This is a genomic window from Microbispora sp. NBRC 16548, assembly GCF_030268985.1.
GTDB classification, from domain to species: domain Bacteria; phylum Actinomycetota; class Actinomycetes; order Streptosporangiales; family Streptosporangiaceae; genus Microbispora; species Microbispora catharanthi.
In genome coordinates, this window is record NZ_BSSF01000007.1 from 263,977 (window position 1) to 281,306 (window position 17,330).

Below are 17,330 nucleotides of genomic sequence, written 5' to 3' on the forward strand. Positions count from 1 at the left end.
AAGGGCGCCTGCGGCGGGGCCGGCTTCGGCTCCCCGCCGCAGGCGCACACGAGACCCGGCGTCAGGCGGGGGCGTCGAGACGGGCGACCTGCTCGTCGTCGAGCTTGACGTCGACGAGCAGCTCATCGAGCTGGGCGACCGAGCTGACGCCGACGATCGGGAGGATGTCCTGCGCCCGCAGCCAGGCGAGCACGACCTGGTTGCGCGTCACGCCGAGCTCGCCGGCCACCTCGTCCAGCACCGCCAGCCGCCTGGTGGTGCCCGGGTGGTCGTAGTGCTCGGGCAGCGGCTTGCCGGCGTACGCACCCGCGAGCAGCGAGGTGTAGACCCACAGCGTCAGGTCGCCCTCGGAGCGCACGTAGTCGAGCACCTCCTCGGTGACCAGGGTGTGCCCGCCCTCGGGCAGCCGTACGCCGGGCCGGGGGCGGAGGTAGGAGTGGCGCAGCTGCACGTGGCCATACCGGGTGCCGCCACGGGCCGCCGCCAGTGAGCGGGCCCGCTCCAGCCGCCACACCGCGTGGTTGCTCGCGCCCACCTCCTTGGCCTTGCCGGCGAGCACCAGTTCGTCGAAGACGGCGACCGTCTCCTCCAGCGGCGTGGACCTGTCGTCGATGTGGGCCCAGTACACGTCCACGTGATCGGTGCCGAGCCGCCGCAGGCTGCCCTCGATCGCGGCCCGGACCACACCGGCGGACAGGCCCTCGGCGGCGTCGAGCGTACGGGCGCCGGGCGCGGACGGGCGGGCGCCGCACTTGGTGCTGATCACCACCTGGTCCCGGTTGCGCCGGGAGGCGAGCCATCGGCCGATGGTGGCCTCGCTCTCGTCCCCGGTCGCGCCCTCGAGCCAGAACGGATAGTTGTTGGCCGTGTCGAGGATCGTTCCGCCGCCTTCGACGAAGCGGTCGAGGATGGCGAAGGAGGTCGCCTCGTCCACGGTGGTCCCGAAGGGGATCGTCCCCAGAGCGATTCTCATGCCGACCACCTTGCCGCCTGGAGCGCACTCCAGCACAAGCGGCTTTCACCGGCGGCGGGTGAGGGCCTTGCGGCCGCGCGCCACGATGGTCTCGACGTCCGTCAGGTCGCTCATGTCGTGGGCTCTCGCCAGCGCCTCCTTCGCCGCGTCGTAGGCGTCCAGGACCGCGTTCCAGTCCACTTCGCCGGTCCGGTCCGTCAGGCCGTCGATCTCCTCGCCCAACCGGGTCACGTTCTCCTCCTGCACGCGTCTGGCGTCCTCGAACCGGACCGCTCTCTCGGCGGCCTGCTCCCTGGCGGCTCTCCTCCGCCGCACCCTTGCCGTGGTCAGCCCGACGACGATCCAGAGACCGAGCAGGCCGGCGATGCCGAAGAAGACCAGCCAGCCGACGGACATGCGGCTGGAGGACCCCGACAGGTCGATGTCCTCGGCGAAGTCCTGCTTCAGCCCGGTGACCTCGGCGCCTTCGAAGGTGGCGCCCCGCAGTTCGGCGTCGCTGAGGTCGGCGTCGGTCAGGGTGGCCTTGCGGAAGACCGCGTCGCGGTACTTGCCGCTGTGGAGGTACGCCCGGTCCATCCTGGCGCCGGTGAAGTCGGCCTGGTCGGCCGTGACGCTGATCAGCTCCGCGTCACGGAGGTCGGCGCCGACCAGCTTGGCCTGCGTCAGACTGGCGCTGCCGAGCGCCGCGTCCGACAGATCGGCCCGCGACAGGTCGGCTCCCACGAGATCGGCGCTGCCGAGCTTGGCGCGCCGAAGCCGTGCGCCCCGCAGGTCGGCGCCCTTGGCGGAGCGGAGGCTCGCCCCGACGGCGGAGACGTCACGGAGGATCGCCCGGTTCAGCTTGACCCCCGTCAGGTCGACGCCGTCCAGCTTGGCTCCGGTCAGGTCGGCGCAGCTCAGATCGTCGGGGAAGTCCGTGACCGCGGTGAGGTCCCAGCCCCGGTAGTCCTGACCGCTGCCGGGCTCGCACGACGGGTCCGGCGCCGGCAGGAACCTGGGCACACCCCTGCTCCCGGCCAGCCGGGCGTCCCTGACATCCCGCAGGTCGGCCCCGGTGAGGTCGGCCCCCCTGAAGTCCGCGCCGGTCATCACCGACTCGTACAGCTGTGCGCCGCTGAGATCCGCCTGCCGCAGGACGGTCCTGATGAAGGTGGCGCCGTAGAGCCTGGCCTTCGCCGCCTTGATCCGTCTGAGGTCGGCCCGGCGCATGTCCGCGCCGTAGGCGGCGGCGTCGGTCAGATCGACGCCGACAAGCTTCGCGTCGTCGAACTGCGCGTCGTACGTCTTGGCCCGCGCCATCGTGGCCCCGCTCAGGTCGGCCCCCTCGAAGTGCGCGTAGTAGGGCGAGGAGTCGTCCATAGTCGCCTCGCGCAGGTCGCTGCCGCGCAGGTCGGCGTAGTACAGCTCGGCCTCGGACAGGTCGGCCTCGCGCAGCCTGGCCCCGGACATCTGGGCGTACCCGAGGTGGGCCCCCTTGAGCGAGGCCCCGGTCAGATCGGCCCCGACGAGCACGCTCCGCACGGTCAGGCCGTCCAGTTTGGCGCCCCTGAGGTCCGCGCAGGACAGGTCGGCGGGCAGCGTCATGCGGGTGAGGTCCCTGCCGGCGAGATGAGGGCCGCTGCGGGGACGGCAGGGGAGGTGGTCGCCGGGCGTCGCCGCGGCGGCCGGGGTCATCGGAATCGACAGCAGAACCGCGGCGGAAAGGGTCACCAAACCGGCGATCGAGCGGGGGTTGCCGGGCATTTCTCACTGGCTCCATCGGGGACGCCGCCCGGACGCTCCCTGGGGAGACGCGGGCACCGGATCGTATGTGACACGACCCGTTATAAATCCGCGAGTTGCGATCCACTTGCGAAACACCTACAGAAACGACCCACCTGTACGCGAAAGCCTTCATGTGGACGAGATGCGATGTGACAGGATCAATGACGTGGGCGTGTACACACCTGGACAGGTCGTCGAGGAGACCGGGTTCAGCCTCGACACTCTTCGGTACTACGAACGGATCGGGCTGCTGGAGCCGGTCGACCGTAACGCGGCGGGCCAGCGGCGGTTCAGCGAGGACGACGTGAGCTGGCTCGGCATGATCCGCTGCCTGCGCGACACCGGTATGCCGATCGCGGAGATGCTGCGCTTCGCCCAGCTCGTACGGCAGGGCGAGCACACCATCGAGGACAGGATCGCGCTGCTGGCGGAGCACGACCGGAAGGTCGAGGCCCAGATCGCCGACCTGCGCCAGAAGCAGAGCGGGATCCAGCGGAAGATCCAGTACTACAAGGACGTGCTCACCATGCGCGACATGCTCCCCGGCTGCGAGCAGGCCTCCTGAGACGTACACGTGCCCGGCCCGCTCGTGAGCAGGCCGGGCACGTGGGTCAGGCCGTGCGATACGCCTCCGCCTGGAGGTTGTAGAGGTCGGCGTAGAGGCCGTCGAGGGCGATGAGCTCCTCGTGCGTGCCGTGCTCGCGGACCTTGCCGTGGTCGAGCACGTAGATGCGGTCGGCGTAGCGGACGCTGGCGAGGCGGTGGGTGATGAGCAGCACGGTCCGGCCGTCGGCGTGCCGCCGGATCCGCTCGAACAACGCGTGCTCCGCCCTGGCGTCGAGGGCGGCCGTGGGCTCGTCGCAGATGAGCAGGGGTGCGTCCCGATAGAACCCGCGGGCCACCGCGATGCGCTGCCACTGCCCGCCCGACAGCTCCTGGCCGTTCTTGAACCGGCGGTCGAGCAGCGTGCGGTAGCCGTACGGGAGTTCGGCGATGACCTGGTCGGCGCCGGCGACCTCGGCGGCGCGGACCACCTCGCTCTCGCCCTTCTCCATGCCCATCGTGATGTTGTGGCGGGCGGTCAGCGGCCACCGCGTGTGGTCCTGGGCGATGACCGCGATCCTGCGGCGCAGGCTGTCCGGATCGACCTCGGCCAGGTCGACGTCGTCCCACCGGACACGGCCGCCGTCCGGCTCGTACAGCCCGGCGAGGATCTTGGCGAGGGTCGTCTTGCCCGACCCGTTCTCGCCGACGAGGGCCACGACCTCCCCGCGCTCGATGCGGACCGACACCCCGCGCAGGGCGGGGGCCGGCGCGGCGGGATAGGAGAAGGTGACCTCCTCGACCGTGATGTGGCCGAAGTCGTCGGGGGCCGTCCCCTCGCGGGCGGGCGGGATGCGGCTCTCGGCGTGCGCGATGAAGTCCAGGAAGTCGGTGAAGTAGAGGCCCTCCTCGTAGAGCCGGTTCGTCGCGTACATGAAGTTCGAGAGCGAGGTCTGGCCGGACCGGATGGCCAGCACCGCGGTGCCGGCCACCGCGAGGGGCACCGCGCCCGCCGCGAGCAGCAGGCCGAGGGCGACGTAGACCGCGCCCTGCCCCAGACCGCCCAGGGCCTCGCCGAGGACGCGGGCGACGGTCTGCCGTCGCGCGAGGTCGACCATGACCCGCTGCTCGCCCCGGGCGACCGCGTCGAACATCCGCAGCAGGAAGCCGCGCATGGTGAACGTGCGGACCTCGGCCGCGGTGTCCTTGTCCGCCAGCAGTTCCTCGATGATCCACTTGCGCCGTCTGGCGGGGACGAGCACCAGGGCGGTCGTGTAGCGCATCCTGGCGGCCCGGACGGCCGCCCAGGCGTCGGGGACGACCGCGAGCAGGAGCAGGGGCAGCAGCACGGGGTGCAGCACGCCCAGCACGCCCGCCGCGGCCACGATGCCGACCAGGCCCGACAGCGTGTCGATGGCCGTGCTCACGACCATCTCGGCCATCTGCATGCCGCGCATGCGGGCCCGCTGCAGCGCGTCGTGGAACTCGGGGTCGTCGAAGCAGACGAGGTCGACCTGGCTGGTCAGCGTGTAGAGGCGCTCTTCCGTGATCCGGCTGACCTGCGGTTCGAGCCGGGACTGGGCCCAACCGGCCCCCGCCTGCAGGGCCGTGCGCGCGGTGGCGGCCAGGCCCACGAGCAGCAGGCTGGGCAGCGCGGCCCGGATCCGCTCCGGAGTCGGGCCCGCCTGGAACAGCGCGGTCAGCACGCCCGTCGTGGCGAGCAGGCCGAAGGCGGTGAAGACGCCGCCGAGTGTGCTCAGCGTGACCGTGGCCACGGTGTCGCGGGGACTCGCCTCCCAGGCGATGCCCAGCGCCTGCCGGATCAGCCGGGGCAGCCGCCGCGCGACCGTGAGGAAGCCCAGCCCCGCCATCGTGCCGTAGTGTCGCGCCCATTGCGGAGACTCGACGTCCGCCATGTCCGGCAGGTCGTCCTCCGACAGATGATCAGGTCCCCCCTGTTGTGTGACCGTCATGCCTGCAGTGTGAGCGCCCGCGCCGACAATTTCCCGGGCCCCGGTCGCGGCGATGGCTTTGACGCACGCCCCTAACACCTAGCCAGGGCCCCGTATGCAGAGACGTTATCGGCACAAACTTGACGGCGTGCCGGTGGAAGTGGGTTGATTGGGCCTGCTGACAACGTTGTCAGCCATATGTGTCTTCGGGGGCCCGAAATCCTCGTGAAAAGCCTGAAGGGAATGTTGCGATGAGACGACGGTGGATGGCGGCCGTCGCGGTCTCTGTTGCAGGTCTGCTCACTCTTTCCGCCTGTGGTGGCGGTGACAAGCAGGAGAGCGGAGGCGGTCAGGCCGCGAAGAAGGTCGAGGTCTTCTCGTGGTGGACGGGTCCCGGTGAGGCCGACGGCCTCAAGGCGATGCGTGAGATCTTCGCCAAGCAGAACCCGAACTTCGAGTTCTTCGACGCCGCGGTGGCGGGCGGCTCGGGCGACCAGGCCCGCGCGCTGCTGTCCAGCAAGCTGCAGGCCAACCAGCCCCCGGACACCTTCCAGGGCCACGCCGGCGCCGAGCTTCAGGGCTACATCAAGAGCGGCAAGCTGGAGTCGCTGAACTTCCTGTACGACGAGCTGAAGCTCAAGGAGGTCTTCCCGCAGCAGCTCATCGACCAGATCTCGGTGCAGGGCCAGGTGTACTCCGTGCCGGTGAACATCCACCGGTCGAACGTCCTGTGGTTCAACCCCTCGGTCCTCAAGAAGGCCGGCATCGACGGCGCGCCGAAGACCGTCGAGGAGTTCATCACCGACCTCGACAAGGTCAAGAAGTCCGGGAAGATCCCGCTGTCGATCGGCTCGCAGTGGACCCTGGTGCACCTGCTCGAGTCCGTGCTGCTCGGCTCGCTCGGCACCGACGCCTACAACGCCCTGTGGACGGCCAACGCCGACTGGTCCAACGCGAACGTGACCAAGGCGCTGGAGAACTTCAAGACCATCCTGTCGTACGCGGGCAGCCCGCAGGACGACTGGCAGCCGGCGGCCAAGCAGGTCGCCGACGGCGAGGCGGCCTTCAACATCATGGGCGACTGGGCCTACGGCTACTTCCACAACCCGCCGGAGGGCGGTCTCGGCAAGGAGTCGCACAAGGACTTCGACTGGGCCGCGTCGCCGGGCACGGACGGCACCTTCATGTGGCTGTCGGACAGCTTCACCCTGCCGAAGGGCGCGCCCAACCGCGACGGCGCGATCGCGTGGCTGAAGGTGGCCGCCAGCAAGGAGGGCCAGGACGCGTTCAACCCGCTGAAGGGCTCGATTCCGGCCCGCAAGGACGCCGACCAGTCCCTCTACAAGGACTATCTGTCCTGGGACCTGGAGCAGTGGTCGAGCGACAAGCTGGCCGGCTCGATCCAGCACGGCGTGGTCGCCAACGACCAGTGGCGTCAGGCGATCACCGACGCGGTCGGCCTGTTCCAGCAGGACAAGGACGTCGCCAAGTTCCAGCAGGCGCTGGTCGCGGCGGCCAAGAACAGCGGCCAGTGAGCTGATCTCCTCGTACGGCCCACGCCCTGTCCGACGACGGCGAGGCGTGGGCCGTACTTGATCTTCTGAGAGGTACAAGTGACGCGGGTGCGCAGATGGCTGCCCGGGCTACTCCTGGTGTCGCCGTCGATCATCCTCATCGCGGTCTTCGTGTACGGCCTGCTGGGCTGGAACTTCAAGCTCGCCATGACCGACAAGCACGACGAGATCGCGGAGATCCCCGGCAACTTCGTCGGGCTGGAGAACTTCACCGGCATCTGGAGCGAGGAGCGCTGGGGCCTGTCGGTCCGGCACGCGATCGTCTTCACCGTGGTCTTCGTCGGCGGCGCGCTCGTCCTCGGCTGGCTCCTCGCCTTCCTGATGGAGAAGGGCATCCGGGCGGAGAGCGGCTTCCGCGCCGTCTACCTGTTCCCGATGGCCGTCTCCTTCATCGCCACCGGCGTGGTCTGGCGGTGGCTGATGAACAGCGCGACGGGTGAGCAGGCGGTCGGGCTCAACCGGCTCTTCCACTACGTGGGGCTCGACTTCCTGCAGTGGCAGTGGTTCCGCGATCCCGGCTGGGGCATGGCCGCCATGGCGATCCCGGCGATCTGGCAGATGTCTGGATACATCATGGCGTTGTTCCTCGCCGGGTTCCGGGGCGTGCCGGAAGAGCTGCGCGAGGCCGCCCGGGTGGACGGCTGCAGCGAATGGGGGGTCTACCGGCACGTGGTGCTGCCGATGCTGCGCCCGGTGACGCTGTCCGCGCTGATCATCCTCGGCCACATCTCGCTCAAGGTCTTCGACCTCGTCGTCGCGGTGTCGGGCAAGCAGATCATCACCGACGTGCCCGCGACGTTCATGTGGACGGCGGTCTACGACTCCCACGACCCGGCGAAGGGCGCGACGATCGCGTCCTACATCGTGCTGTCCGTCGCCGTCTTCGTCGTGCCCTACCTGATCTGGGACGCCCGTAAGGGGAAGCGCTCATGACCGCGCAAGCCGCCGAGAAGGCCCCGCGTACGGCGCCCGCCGCCCCGGTCCGCGACAAGGGCCGGGCCGGCATGTGGGTGCGGCTCGTCCTGCTGCTGCTGTTCGTCCTGGTCTTCCTGATCCCGGTCTACGTGCTGCTGGTCACGAGCTTCAAGCCGCTGACCGAGGCCGATCCCACGCAGGCGTGGAACCTCCCCAAGGTGTGGACGACCGAGGCGTGGAGGGTCGCCTGGGAGAAGCTCGAACCCGGCATCGTCAACAGCTTCCTGCTCGCGGTCCCCGGTTCGCTGATCTCCGCCGCCCTCGGGGCGCTCAACGGGTACGTGCTGTCCAAGTGGCGCTTCCCCGGCGCCGACGTGCTGTTCACGCTGTTCCTGTTCGGCATGTTCATCCCTTATCAGGGCGTGATGATCCCGCTGGTGCAGCTCATGGTGAACGTGGGCGACACCCTCGGCGTGCAGCTGTACGGCGGCATCCCGGGCCTGGTCCTCGCTCATGTGGTGTACGGCATCCCGATCTGCACGCTGATCTTCCGCAACTACTACGTCACGATCCCCGACGAGCTCATCGAGGCGTCCCGCGTCGACGGCGCGGGGATGCTGCGGACGCTCTGGTCGATCGTGCTGCCGGTCTCCGGCCCGGCGTTCGCCGTGGTGATCATCTGGCAGTTCACCTCGATGTGGAACGACTTCCTGTTCGCGGTCTTCCTCACCGGGCCGAGCTCCTGGCCGACCACGGTCATGCTCAACAACATCGCGGGCGCCGTGACGACGCCGTACAGCCAGCAGATGGCGGCGGCGATCCTGGCGTCCATCCCCACCATGGTCATCTACGTGCTGCTCGGCAGGTTCTTCATGCGCGGTCTCATGGCGGGCGCGCTCAAGGGCTGAGTCTCAAGGGCTGAGTCTCAGGAGTCGAGCCGGCCGGTCATCAGCGCGTCCCCGAGGGGGGTGCGCCGGTAGAGGACCTGCCGCCCGACCCGGGTGCCGGCGACCAGCCCGGCCGCGCGCAGCGCGGTCAGGTGGCCGCCGGCCGTGCCGAGCGCCAGCCCGAGGCGGGCGGCGAGCTGCGTGGTGGTCGCCGGGGTCTCCAGCTCGGCCAGGATCCGGGCCCGGGACCTGCCGACCAGCCCGGCGAGCGCCGCCGCGCCGCCCACCCGCGGCTGCGCCGCCGCCACCCCCCGCGCCGGATACACCAGCGCGTACGGCCACGCCTCGTCGAGGTAGGCGATCACCTTGCGGACGAAGAGGCTGGGCAGGAACAGCAGGCCGCGGCCGCCGAGCCGGTGCCGCTCGTCCCGGTCGCCGGAGGCCGCCACCTCGATGAGGGCCGATGCCGGTCGCCAGCGGACCCGCGGGCCGAGGTCGTCGAGAGCCGCCGCCCAGCCGTACGTCGCCAGCCGCCCGGCCCGCTGGATTACGTCGCGCTCCAGGATCGCGTGGAAGCGGGGCCACTGCGGCGCGACCAGCTCGGTCCAGGTGCTCTCGAGCCCGTCGGCCAGGAGCGCGACCACGTCGTCGTGCTCCAGGACCTCCATGATCTCGGCGGGCGGGGGCGGCCGCCCGTTTAGAGACATCGCGATCTCGGCCCGCGCTCGCTCCAGGGGCGTGGCCCGCATCGCCGCGATCTCCTCGGCGAAGGCGACGTTGACCCCGGTGGGCGGCGGCGCGATGAAGTCGGCGATGTAGGCCCCCTGCCGGAACAGCGCGACCATCGCCCGCGCCCCCGGGCTGCCGGCCAGCAGCCGGGCGAACCGGGGGCGCGCCGTCGCGGCCCAGGACGCGTGCGCGCCCGCCTCCAGCCGGCCCGACAGCATCCACATCGCGTGCATGGTCTCGTTGAGCGGGGAGGTCGCGAAACGGCTGGCCGCGACGTCCTGCGGGCTCACCTCGATCCGGTACACATGCCCACCCTTCGGCAGTTTCCGAAACGTTAGCGCGGCCCGAGGCGGCGGGCCGAGCATGTGCGCCAAGGAGGTGGGCCATGACCGTGGCCGCGAACCAGGAGAGATCGACGTTCCGGGCGTGCTTCGCCGTCCCGGAGTTCCGCGTGCTCTTCGGGAGCCAGCTTCTGCTGGTCCTGGGCGACACCGTGAAGATGCTCGCGTTCTCCGTGCTGGTCTACGCGCGCACGGGGTCGCCGGGCCTGGCCGCGCTGGCGTACATGATCGGGTTCCTGCCGCAGGTGGCGGGCGGGATGCTCCTGCTGGCGCTCGCCGACCGGTGGCGCCCGCGGGCCCTCATGGTCGCGGGCGACCTTCTGCGCGTGGCCACATGTCTCGTCCTCGGCTTCGGGGACCTGCCGATCGGGGTCATGCTCGCGCTGGTGTTCGCGGCGGGCGTGCCCACGCCCCTGTTCTCGGCCGCGCGCGCCGCCGTGCTGCCCGACGTGCTGGCGGGGGACGCGTACGTGCTCGGCCGCGCCGTGTTCACCACGACCTCGGCGGGGGCGCAGGTCGCCGGGCTGGCCGTCGGCGGGGGCCTGCTCGCCGTGACCGGCCCGCACAGGGCGCTGCTGATCACTGCCGCGCTCTCGCTGGGCAGCGCGGCGCTGACCCGGTTCGGGCTGCGCGACCGCCCGGCGCGTGCCTCAGGCCGGGCCGGGGCCGTACGGACGACGCTGCGGGTCAACCGGGCGTTGCTGGCCGACCGCGCCGTCCGGGGACTGCTGCTGGCCGGGTGGCTGCCGCCGATGCTCTCGATCGGCGCGGAGGCCGTCTTCGTGCCCTACCTCACGGGTGAGGGATCGGCGTGGGGCGCGGGAGTCGTGCTGGCCGCCGCGGCGGCGGGCATGGGCGTGGGGGAGTTCGCCGTCGGCAGGTTCGCCCCGCCCGCCGTGCGCGAACGGCTGACCCTCCCGCTGGCGCTCCTGCTGGGCGCGCCGCTGCTCGGGTTCGCGGTCCGCCCGGGGGTGGCCGGGGCGGCGGCGCTGGCCGCCCTGGCCGCGGCGGGGCTCGCCTACAACCTGGGGCTCCAGCGGCGGTTCCTCGACGCGGTTCCCGAGGCCGCGCGCGGGCAGGCGTTCGGCCTGCAGACGTCCGGTCTGATGACGGCCCAGGCGCTGGGCGCCGCCGCCGCGGGCGCCCTCGCCGAACTCGTGCCCGCCCATCTCGCCATCGCGCTGTCGGGCTGCGGCGTGATCGCCGTCGTGCTCGCGCTGCGGGGTGATCTGCGCGGCTCCCTGTCGTCCCGCATCAGCCCGCCGTACGGTCCCGGAGGGGCAGGGGAGGGCGCTCGCCCGAGCCCCGCGGAACCAGCCGCGTAGCCAGTTCGATCCTGCTGGTCGGCTCCTCGTCTCCGGACAGGCGCATGAACAGCAGGTCGGCGGCCGTACGGCCGAGCCGGGCGGGATCCTGCGCCACCACGGTGATGCCCAGCAGGTCGGCCAGCTCGAAGTCGTCGAACCCCACCAGCGCGAGGCCGCCCGCGGCGCCCGCGTCGGCGGCGCCCGTGAGCGACGCCAGCGCCCGCAGGGTCTCCACGGTGGTGCGGCCGTTGCCGGCCAGCAACGCGGTCGGAGGCTCGGACGCCGTGAGCAGCCGGGTCAGGTCGGCCCGCATCCGCGCCGGGTCCGGCGGCCCCATGGCCACCAGGCCCTCGTCGTACGGCAGGCCGGCGGCGGCCAGCGCCTGCCGGTAACCACGTAGCCGTTCGGCGGCCGTGAAGATCCCGGGGGAGTCGCCGAGGAAGGAGATGCGGCGATGGCCGTGCGCGATCAGGTGGGCCGTGCCGGTCCGGCCCCCGCCCGCGTTGTCGCACAGGACCGTGTCCGCCTCGCACCCCGCGCCCGGCGGCCGGTCGGCGAAGACCGCCTTGATCCCGGCCTCGAACTCGGGCGCGAGGTAGCCGTGGTCGCTCCCCGCCGGCACGATGATCAGCCCGTCCACGCGGCGGGCGCAGAAGGCGAGCACGAGATCGCGCTCGCGGGCCGCGTCCTCCCGGGACGACCCGGTGAACAGCAGATAGCCGTGGTGCAGCGCGGCGTCCTCCACGGCGCGGCTGAGGCTGGAGTAGAAGGCGTCGGCCACGTCCTCGATCACCAGGCCGATGCTCGCCGTGCGGCCCCGGCGCAGGATGCGCGCGCTGTCGTTGCGGCGGTAGCCGAGCCGCTCGATGGCCGCCTGCACGCGGCTCGCGGTCGCGGCGTTGACGCCTGGCTCGCTGTTGACGACGCGGGAGACGGTCTTGAGCGCCACACCGGCCGCGGCGGCCACGTCGTTCATGGTCGGACGGCCGCGTCTCGTCTCTCCCACGCAGGGATCATCTCCCATTTCACGGCCCTAGACAACGTTGTCAGTTCCTTGGTGAGAGATGGTCGCTTTTGTGGGGACGTGGGGGGTGTGCGGGGTCACGGACCGCCGGGCTGTGCGCGGCTCGCGCCTCCGGTGGCGCGCAGGTCGGCCTCGATCCTGGCGGCGGTGGCGAGCAGCGGGGGGAGCAGGTCGCGGCGGGCCGACTCCAGAGTGGTGCGGCTGGCGTGCGAGGAGACGTTGAGCGCCGCCACCACCCGGCCGCCGCGGTCCCTGATCGGCGCGGCGATCGAGCGCAGTCCCTCCTCCAGCTCCTGGTCCACCACGGCCCAGCCCTGGGCCCGTACGCGATCGAGGGCGGCGCGCAGGGCGACCGGCGAGGTGGTGGTGTGCGGGGTCAGCCGCTCCAGGTCGGCGCGGGCGAGGTAGGCGTCGAGATCCTCCGGGGGGAGCCCCGCGAGCAGCACCCGGCCCATGCTGGTGCAGTACGCCGGGAAGCGTGTGCCGATCGCGATCGTCACGCGCATGATCCGCGCCGTCGGCACACGGGCCACGTAGACGATGTCGGTGTCGTCCAGCACGGAGACCGACGCCGACTCGTGCACCTCGGCGACGAGCCGCTCCAGGTGCGGCAGCGCGACCTCGGGCAGGGAGAGGCTCGACAGGTAGGCGTAGCCCAGATCGAGCACCCGGGGCGACAGGGAGAAGAGGCGCCCGTCGGTCCGCACGTAGCCCAGGCCGGCGAGCGTCAGCAGGAACCTGCGCGCCGCGGCGCGGGTGAGACCGGTCTTGCGGGCCACCTCGCTGAGCGTCAGCTCCGGGCTCGCCGCGTCGAACGCCCGGATCACGGCCAGACCCCGGGCCAGCGACTGGACGTGCTCCTCCGCCATGACCGCCCACCTCCCGACCGAACCCTAGTGCCCCTCCCGCCAATCTTTGCCCCGTCGCGTCGCCCAGAGCGGCACCTCGCCGCGTTGTCGTCGTCGGCCGTAGGCTCCGCTACGACCTCCTCCTCCGCCTTGCGATGCACCACTCTGGACACCGCTCCTTCCGGGCAGACCTTGTCGGTCACGGCACTAGCGCCGGCCACCCCGGCCGGGGGACGGGCGGGCGCGCGACACCGTCCCGGTAGGGTTTGGCGAATGATGAGGAGGATCACGGACAATCGGGGAAAGCTGCTGCTGGTGGGCGGTTTCGTCCTGGCGGCGCTCAACCTGAGGCCCGCTCTCGCGGGCGTGTCACCGCTCCTCCCGGCCATCATGCGGGACCTCGGCCTCAGCCCCGCCGGGGGCGGCGCCATCACCACGGTGATGGTGGCGTGCCTCGGTCTGCTCGCCCCGGCCGCGCCCGCGCTGGCCACCCGGATCGGGCTGGACCGCACGCTGCTGGCCGGTCTGCTCGTCCTGGCCGCCGGTGTCGCCCTGCGCAGCGCGGACGGCGCGCCCGCGCTGTACTGCGGCGCCGCCCTGGCCGGCACGGCCATCGCCGTCATGAACGTCGTCATGCCGGGTCTCGTCAAGCAGCACTTCCCAGGCAGGATCGGGCTCTTCACCGGCCTGTACGTCTCGGTCATGGTCAGTGGGGCCGCCATCGCCTCGGCGGCGATGGTCCCGCTGGCCGGGCAGGTCGGCTGGCGGGCGGCGGCGGGGTCGGCGACCCTGCTCGCGCTGCTGGCGGCCGTCCTGTGGTGGGTGGCGCTCACGAGGCCGGCCGCGCAGGACCTTGCGGCGACGGCGACGGCGGCGGGGCGGGACGGCCGTTCCCGGTCCGGCGCCCCCGGCCGCCGGCCGTACGCGGCCCTGCTCCGGGCGCCGGCGACGTGGTCGGTCATGGCGTTCATGGGTCTGCAGTCGCTGACCTTCTACGTCCTGCTGGCCTGGCTGCCCACCGTGTTCCAGGCCGCCGGCCTGCCGGCCGACGAGGCGGGATATCTGCTGGGCCTGACGAATCTCGTGCAGATCGCCGCGGCGCTGGCCGTCCCCCTGCACGCGGGCCGGGCCCGTTCCCAGGTGCCGCATGTGGTCGTGGCCGTGCTGCTGACCATCGGCGGATATCTGGGCGTGTTGCTCGCGCCCACCACCACGCCGTGGCTGTGGATGATCGTCCTCGGGCTCGGCCAAGGGGCCTCCGTCGCGCTCGCCCTGCTGATCATCACGCTGCGGGCGCCCGATCCGGCCTCGGTGACCGCGCTGTCGGCGGTCGCCCAGTCGAGCGGTTACGTGCTGGCCGCGATAGGGCCGCTCGCGTTCGGCCTGCTTCACGAACTGTCCGGCGGCTGGACCGTGCCCCTGCTGGCCGGGCTGGGGGCGTGCGCCCTCCAACTGACGTCGGGTGTGCTCGCGGCCCGCCCGGGGCCCGGGTAGATCAGGAACCGCGGAGGCGGCTGACGAGTTCGTTGCGGCTGCGCACGCCGACCTTCGCGAAGATTGACTTCAGGTAGTCCTGGACGGTGTAGGCCGACAGATGCAGCACGTCAGCGATCTCGGAGGTGGACTGGCCGGTGAGCACCTCCGCACAGACCTGCCGCTCCCGAGAGGTCAGGGCGTAGGAACTCATCATGATCCCGATCACCTCGTCCGCGGGCACCGGTTCGACGGTGATGAGCACCCTTTCGGTCGATGAGCCGTCCAGGTCCATCAGCGGTGCGGCGCGCAGCGCGACCCAGGCGCCCGTGACGTCACGCATGCGGGCGTGCGCCGCGCCCGTGGCGGAACCGGACAGCGTGGCGGCCACGCCGCGCAGTGCGACGCCGAGCCAGCCGGGACGTACGGCCTGCCAGGCCTCCAGCCAGTCGCACGCGGCGGGGGTGACGCCGGTGAAATCGCCACCGGCGCCGAGCACGATCACGACAGGACCGCCGGAACCGCCGCCGGCGCCAGGCAGCACGCTTCGGCTCGCCGTACGCAACGCCGTGCCGATCAACGGAGCCACCGAGGCGAGGAAGCCGGCTTCGGCGGCGGAGAAGTCGGAACCGCCGGATCCGCGCATCAGGCCCGCGACTCCCCAGCAGGCGCCGCCGCTGACGAAGGACGCACGGAGGTCGAAAGCCACTCCCATGGACGTGTAGAGCTCGTTGACGCGACGGCTCCGCACGACCTCTCCGTATGGCAGCTCGGTGAAGCCGCCCGACGGGGACCTCCCTGCGCGCCAGGTCGGCGAAGCTGTTGCCGTCCGGAGGGCCGTACCCGTACTCGATCTCGGCGAACAGCGCCTCCTGCCGCGCCGAGGGGTTGAGATCGACCGTCACGGAACCGGTGGGCAGCATCGTCTGCGGGTCCACAGCAGCCCAGCAGGTGGCGTCGTACGGCACGACCCGGCCGACCACCTCGATCGCCTCCTGCTGAACCTCGACGGGGCTCAAGCCGGCTGTGGCAAGGGCGGACAGGCGCCGCCTGGCCTCCGCGGCCCGTGCCTGGTTCACCATGGCCCCAGTATCGAAGAGCGCTCCGCCGGACACCATCCCAGATTCCTGGGGGCGCCTGCCCGCCGTGATCACCGTTCTCCCGGGATGGAGCCCCGCGACGTCCGTTCCTAACGTGAAAGCGCGATGCGGTGCCCACCGGGACCGCGACCTCGGCGCGACACAGTAAGGAGACGAGCATGCCCCAGCAGATCCACCACAGCCTCGCCGGTGAGGGCAGGGAACTGTTCACGGTCGACAGCACCGCGACCGTCAAGGTCGGTGCGGAGCACACCGGCGGCGAGTACGAGTTGTTCGAGATCGACGGAGAGCGAGGCAGCTTCGTGCCGCCGCACCGGCACCCCTGGCCCGAGTCGTACTACGTGCTGCACGGCAGGATGTCGGTCCAGGTGGGCTCCAAGCGGTACGAGATGGGTCCCGGCGAGTCGATCACGGTCCCCACCGGGGCCGTGCACACGATCGAGGTGCGCAGCAAGGCCGTGAAGTTCCTGGCCTTCAGCCTGACCGACGGGACGGGCAGGCTTTTCGCCGACCTCGACGCGAACGTCCCGCCCGGGCGCCCGATGGAGGAACTGGCCCCGCTCGTAACCGAGATCGCCGAACGGAACCGGACCACCTTCATCGGCCGCCCGGCGGAGTAACTCTCCCGAACCTTCCGAGCCTTCACGAACCGGCCCGTCCAAGCAGGCCCCGGGGAGGTCCCGCCGGGACCTCCCACCCATTCAGGAGGAGACATGGACTTCCGGCTGTTCGGCTTGATCGAGGTAGTCACGGGCGAGGGCGAGGCGGCTCTGGATCTCGGTCCCCCCAAGCAGCGGGCTGTTCTCGCATTGCTGGCCCTGAACCCCGGCGAGTCCATATCCATGGATTGGTGACCCTGTTGGAGCCGGCGGTCGCCACCGGATTGCTGGTGGAGGTGGACGGCGGCTGGGACTATCGGTTCTCCCACGCCTTGGTGCAGGAGGCACTGCACTCGGGATCGAGCCGGCTGGAACGGGCCCGGCTGTACAGCAGGGCCGGGGATGTCGTCGAAGATCTCGTACCCGGCGATGGAGACACCCGGCTCCCCGCGCCGGCCCGTTACTCGGCCCTCGCCGCCCGAGCCGTGCCGCCGCAGATTTCTGCCGTACGAGGTGACCGGCGGCCAGACCGCACCCCGGCTCGCCGGTCCCGGGCCTGCGCCCTCCGGTCGGCGTCGAATGTGCTCGCCGCTCGCCCTACGGCGGGGTAGTCAGCGCGGCAGCCGTTCGAGGTCGATGGCGATGGGGAAGGGGGCGTCCACCGCGAGGCGGGTGTGGTGGACGCCGGTCACCTGATATCCGGCGCCGTCGGCGTCGAGTGCGAAGGAGTAGACGAAGGGCCGGAAGTCGGTGCTCTCGACCCGCCAGAAGTGGGGGATGCCGGCCGCCGCGTAGTGCCGCGGCCGCACATCGCGGTCCGAAGCGGCCGAGTCGGGGCCGACGACCTCGATGACCAGGCGCACCTCCTCGGCGAGATAACAGGTCCTCCGGTCGTCGGAGGCGGCGAGGTCGTCCACCAGGGACACGTCGGGACGGGCGCGCCGATCAGGCCCCAGCAGGACGTCCATCCGGCTGACCGCCACCAGGTCGCCCGGGACCTGCGCGTTCAGGGCGGTGCGCAGGCCGTAGGTCATACGCTCGTGGAACCGCGTCTGGGGGCCCGTGGGGATGAGGCCGGCGTCGGGCTGATCGTCGTCCGAGTGATCGGCGTCGGGGTGATCGGCGTCGGGGTGATCGGCGTCGTCCCCGCCGTCCCGCCGCTCGCCCACCGCGGGCCGGAGCCGGGAGAGCCGATCGGAGAGGCCCCCGGCCCCGCCCCCCGGACGGGGCTGAAGCCAGTCATCGAGCACGCTGGTCATGGCAGCAGCCTAGCGTCACCCTCGGTGATGATCGAACTACTC

17 protein-coding genes are annotated in these 17,330 nt (G+C 71.5%); 9 read left to right on the forward strand and 8 right to left on the reverse strand.

Annotated elements, in window-relative coordinates; all coding sequences use genetic code 11:
* Positions 1 to 61: 61 nt before the first annotated feature.
* Both QSK36_RS21405 and QSK36_RS21410 read right to left on the reverse strand, forming a co-directional pair.
* A complete protein-coding gene (locus QSK36_RS21405) occupies positions 62 to 973 on the reverse strand; it encodes an aldo/keto reductase (RefSeq protein WP_285783635.1) in 912 nt (303 codons plus the stop codon).
* Between the two features lie 45 nt (positions 974 to 1,018).
* On the reverse strand, positions 1,019 to 2,716 hold the full coding sequence (locus QSK36_RS21410; RefSeq protein ID WP_285783636.1) for a pentapeptide repeat-containing protein: 1,698 nt from the start codon (positions 2,714 to 2,716) through the stop codon (positions 1,019 to 1,021).
* Between the two features lie 187 nt (positions 2,717 to 2,903).
* Between QSK36_RS21410 and QSK36_RS21415 the strand changes: the two genes are divergently transcribed.
* Positions 2,904 to 3,302, forward strand: a complete 399-nt coding sequence (locus QSK36_RS21415) for a MerR family transcriptional regulator (protein WP_240809433.1) — start codon at positions 2,904 to 2,906, stop codon at positions 3,300 to 3,302.
* A gap of 46 nt (positions 3,303 to 3,348) precedes the next feature.
* Here the strand turns inward: QSK36_RS21415 and QSK36_RS21420 are convergent, their stop codons facing one another.
* On the reverse strand, positions 3,349 to 5,253 hold the full coding sequence (locus QSK36_RS21420) for an ABC transporter ATP-binding protein (RefSeq protein ID WP_285783637.1): 1,905 nt from the start codon (positions 5,251 to 5,253) through the stop codon (positions 3,349 to 3,351).
* A gap of 230 nt (positions 5,254 to 5,483) precedes the next feature.
* Between QSK36_RS21420 and QSK36_RS21425 the strand changes: the two genes are divergently transcribed.
* The 3 genes from QSK36_RS21425 to QSK36_RS21435 all read left to right on the forward strand — a co-directional run bounded on the left by QSK36_RS21425 (position 5,484) and on the right by QSK36_RS21435 (position 8,629).
* Positions 5,484 to 6,767 carry an ABC transporter substrate-binding protein gene (locus QSK36_RS21425; protein ID WP_183540426.1) on the forward strand — a complete coding sequence of 428 codons (1,284 nt, stop codon included), beginning with the start codon at positions 5,484 to 5,486 and terminating at the stop codon, positions 6,765 to 6,767.
* An 87-nt stretch (positions 6,768 to 6,854) separates the two neighbouring features.
* Positions 6,855 to 7,739 carry a carbohydrate ABC transporter permease gene (locus tag QSK36_RS21430; protein WP_352240675.1) on the forward strand — a complete coding sequence of 295 codons (885 nt, stop codon included), beginning with the start codon at positions 6,855 to 6,857 and terminating at the stop codon, positions 7,737 to 7,739.
* Positions 7,736 to 8,629, forward strand: coding sequence for a carbohydrate ABC transporter permease (locus tag QSK36_RS21435; RefSeq protein ID WP_183540423.1), 894 nt, complete (start codon positions 7,736 to 7,738; stop codon positions 8,627 to 8,629). Before QSK36_RS21430 ends, QSK36_RS21435 begins: the two co-directional genes overlap by 4 nt.
* 17 nt (positions 8,630 to 8,646) lie before the next feature.
* Here the strand turns inward: QSK36_RS21435 and QSK36_RS21440 are convergent, their stop codons facing one another.
* Positions 8,647 to 9,642 (reverse strand): ArsR/SmtB family transcription factor, encoded by a 996-nt coding sequence (locus QSK36_RS21440; RefSeq protein ID WP_285783638.1) that lies wholly within the window; start codon positions 9,640 to 9,642, stop codon positions 8,647 to 8,649.
* An 80-nt stretch (positions 9,643 to 9,722) separates the two neighbouring features.
* Here QSK36_RS21440 and QSK36_RS21445 point away from each other — a divergent pair, with 80 nt between their 5' ends.
* A complete protein-coding gene (locus QSK36_RS21445) occupies positions 9,723 to 11,003 on the forward strand; it encodes an MFS transporter (RefSeq protein WP_285783639.1) in 1,281 nt (426 codons plus the stop codon).
* Here QSK36_RS21445 and QSK36_RS21450 read toward each other — a convergent pair.
* Together QSK36_RS21450 and QSK36_RS21455 are read right to left on the reverse strand one after the other, a co-directional pair.
* A complete protein-coding gene (locus tag QSK36_RS21450) occupies positions 10,933 to 11,991 on the reverse strand; it encodes a LacI family DNA-binding transcriptional regulator (protein ID WP_285783640.1) in 1,059 nt (352 codons plus the stop codon). The genes QSK36_RS21445 and QSK36_RS21450 overlap by 71 nt on opposite strands.
* 95 nt (positions 11,992 to 12,086) lie before the next feature.
* Complete coding sequence (locus QSK36_RS21455; RefSeq protein ID WP_183540421.1) at positions 12,087 to 12,878, reverse strand: IclR family transcriptional regulator; 792 nt, start codon at positions 12,876 to 12,878, stop codon at positions 12,087 to 12,089.
* Between the two features lie 252 nt (positions 12,879 to 13,130).
* On the opposite strand from QSK36_RS21455, the gene QSK36_RS21460 reads away from it, so the two are divergent.
* The gene (locus QSK36_RS21460; protein ID WP_285783641.1) at positions 13,131 to 14,351 is read left to right on the forward strand and encodes an MFS transporter; all 1,221 of its coding nucleotides are present in this window, start codon (positions 13,131 to 13,133) and stop codon (positions 14,349 to 14,351) included.
* A gap of 1 nt (position 14,352) precedes the next feature.
* Here QSK36_RS21460 and QSK36_RS21465 read toward each other — a convergent pair whose 3' ends face one another.
* Entirely contained in the window at positions 14,353 to 15,081 is a 729-nt protein-coding gene (locus QSK36_RS21465; RefSeq protein ID WP_285783642.1) for a helix-turn-helix transcriptional regulator, read from the reverse strand.
* Between the two features lie 507 nt (positions 15,082 to 15,588).
* On the opposite strand from QSK36_RS21465, the gene QSK36_RS21470 reads away from it, so the two are divergent.
* The 3 genes from QSK36_RS21470 (at position 15,589) to QSK36_RS21480 (ending at position 16,640) form a co-directional block, all read left to right on the forward strand.
* Positions 15,589 to 16,050, forward strand: coding sequence for a cupin domain-containing protein (locus QSK36_RS21470; RefSeq protein WP_285783643.1), 462 nt, complete (start codon positions 15,589 to 15,591; stop codon positions 16,048 to 16,050).
* Between the two features lie 93 nt (positions 16,051 to 16,143).
* Entirely contained in the window at positions 16,144 to 16,284 is a 141-nt protein-coding gene (locus QSK36_RS21475; protein WP_285783644.1) for a hypothetical protein, read from the forward strand.
* Positions 16,281 to 16,640: a hypothetical protein gene (locus tag QSK36_RS21480; RefSeq protein WP_285783645.1), complete on the forward strand. Its 360-nt coding sequence runs from the start codon at positions 16,281 to 16,283 to the stop codon at positions 16,638 to 16,640. Before QSK36_RS21475 ends, QSK36_RS21480 begins: the two co-directional genes overlap by 4 nt.
* Here QSK36_RS21480 and QSK36_RS21485 read toward each other — a convergent pair whose 3' ends face one another.
* A complete protein-coding gene (locus QSK36_RS21485; RefSeq protein WP_285783646.1) occupies positions 16,641 to 17,288 on the reverse strand; it encodes a Uma2 family endonuclease in 648 nt (215 codons plus the stop codon).
* Between the last annotated feature and the right edge of the window lie 42 nt (positions 17,289 to 17,330).

Coding starts and splice junctions, on each gene's coding strand:
- QSK36_RS21405 (WP_285783635.1), bottom strand. CDS start 973: ATGAGAATCGCTCTGGGGACGATCCCCTTCGGGACCACCGTGGACGAG.
- QSK36_RS21410 (WP_285783636.1), bottom strand. CDS start 2,716: ATGCCCGGCAACCCCCGCTCGATCGCCGGTTTGGTGACCCTTTCCGCC.
- QSK36_RS21420 (WP_285783637.1), bottom strand. CDS start 5,253: ATGACGGTCACACAACAGGGGGGACCTGATCATCTGTCGGAGGACGAC.
- QSK36_RS21425 (WP_183540426.1), top strand. CDS start 5,484: ATGAGACGACGGTGGATGGCGGCCGTCGCGGTCTCTGTTGCAGGTCTG.
- QSK36_RS21435 (WP_183540423.1), top strand. CDS start 7,736: ATGACCGCGCAAGCCGCCGAGAAGGCCCCGCGTACGGCGCCCGCCGCC.
- QSK36_RS21445 (WP_285783639.1), top strand. CDS start 9,723: ATGACCGTGGCCGCGAACCAGGAGAGATCGACGTTCCGGGCGTGCTTC.
- QSK36_RS21455 (WP_183540421.1), bottom strand. CDS start 12,878: ATGGCGGAGGAGCACGTCCAGTCGCTGGCCCGGGGTCTGGCCGTGATC.
- QSK36_RS21460 (WP_285783641.1), top strand. CDS start 13,131: ATGATGAGGAGGATCACGGACAATCGGGGAAAGCTGCTGCTGGTGGGC.
- QSK36_RS21470 (WP_285783643.1), top strand. CDS start 15,589: ATGCCCCAGCAGATCCACCACAGCCTCGCCGGTGAGGGCAGGGAACTG.
- QSK36_RS21475 (WP_285783644.1), top strand. CDS start 16,144: ATGGACTTCCGGCTGTTCGGCTTGATCGAGGTAGTCACGGGCGAGGGC.
- QSK36_RS21485 (WP_285783646.1), bottom strand. CDS start 17,288: ATGACCAGCGTGCTCGATGACTGGCTTCAGCCCCGTCCGGGGGGCGGG.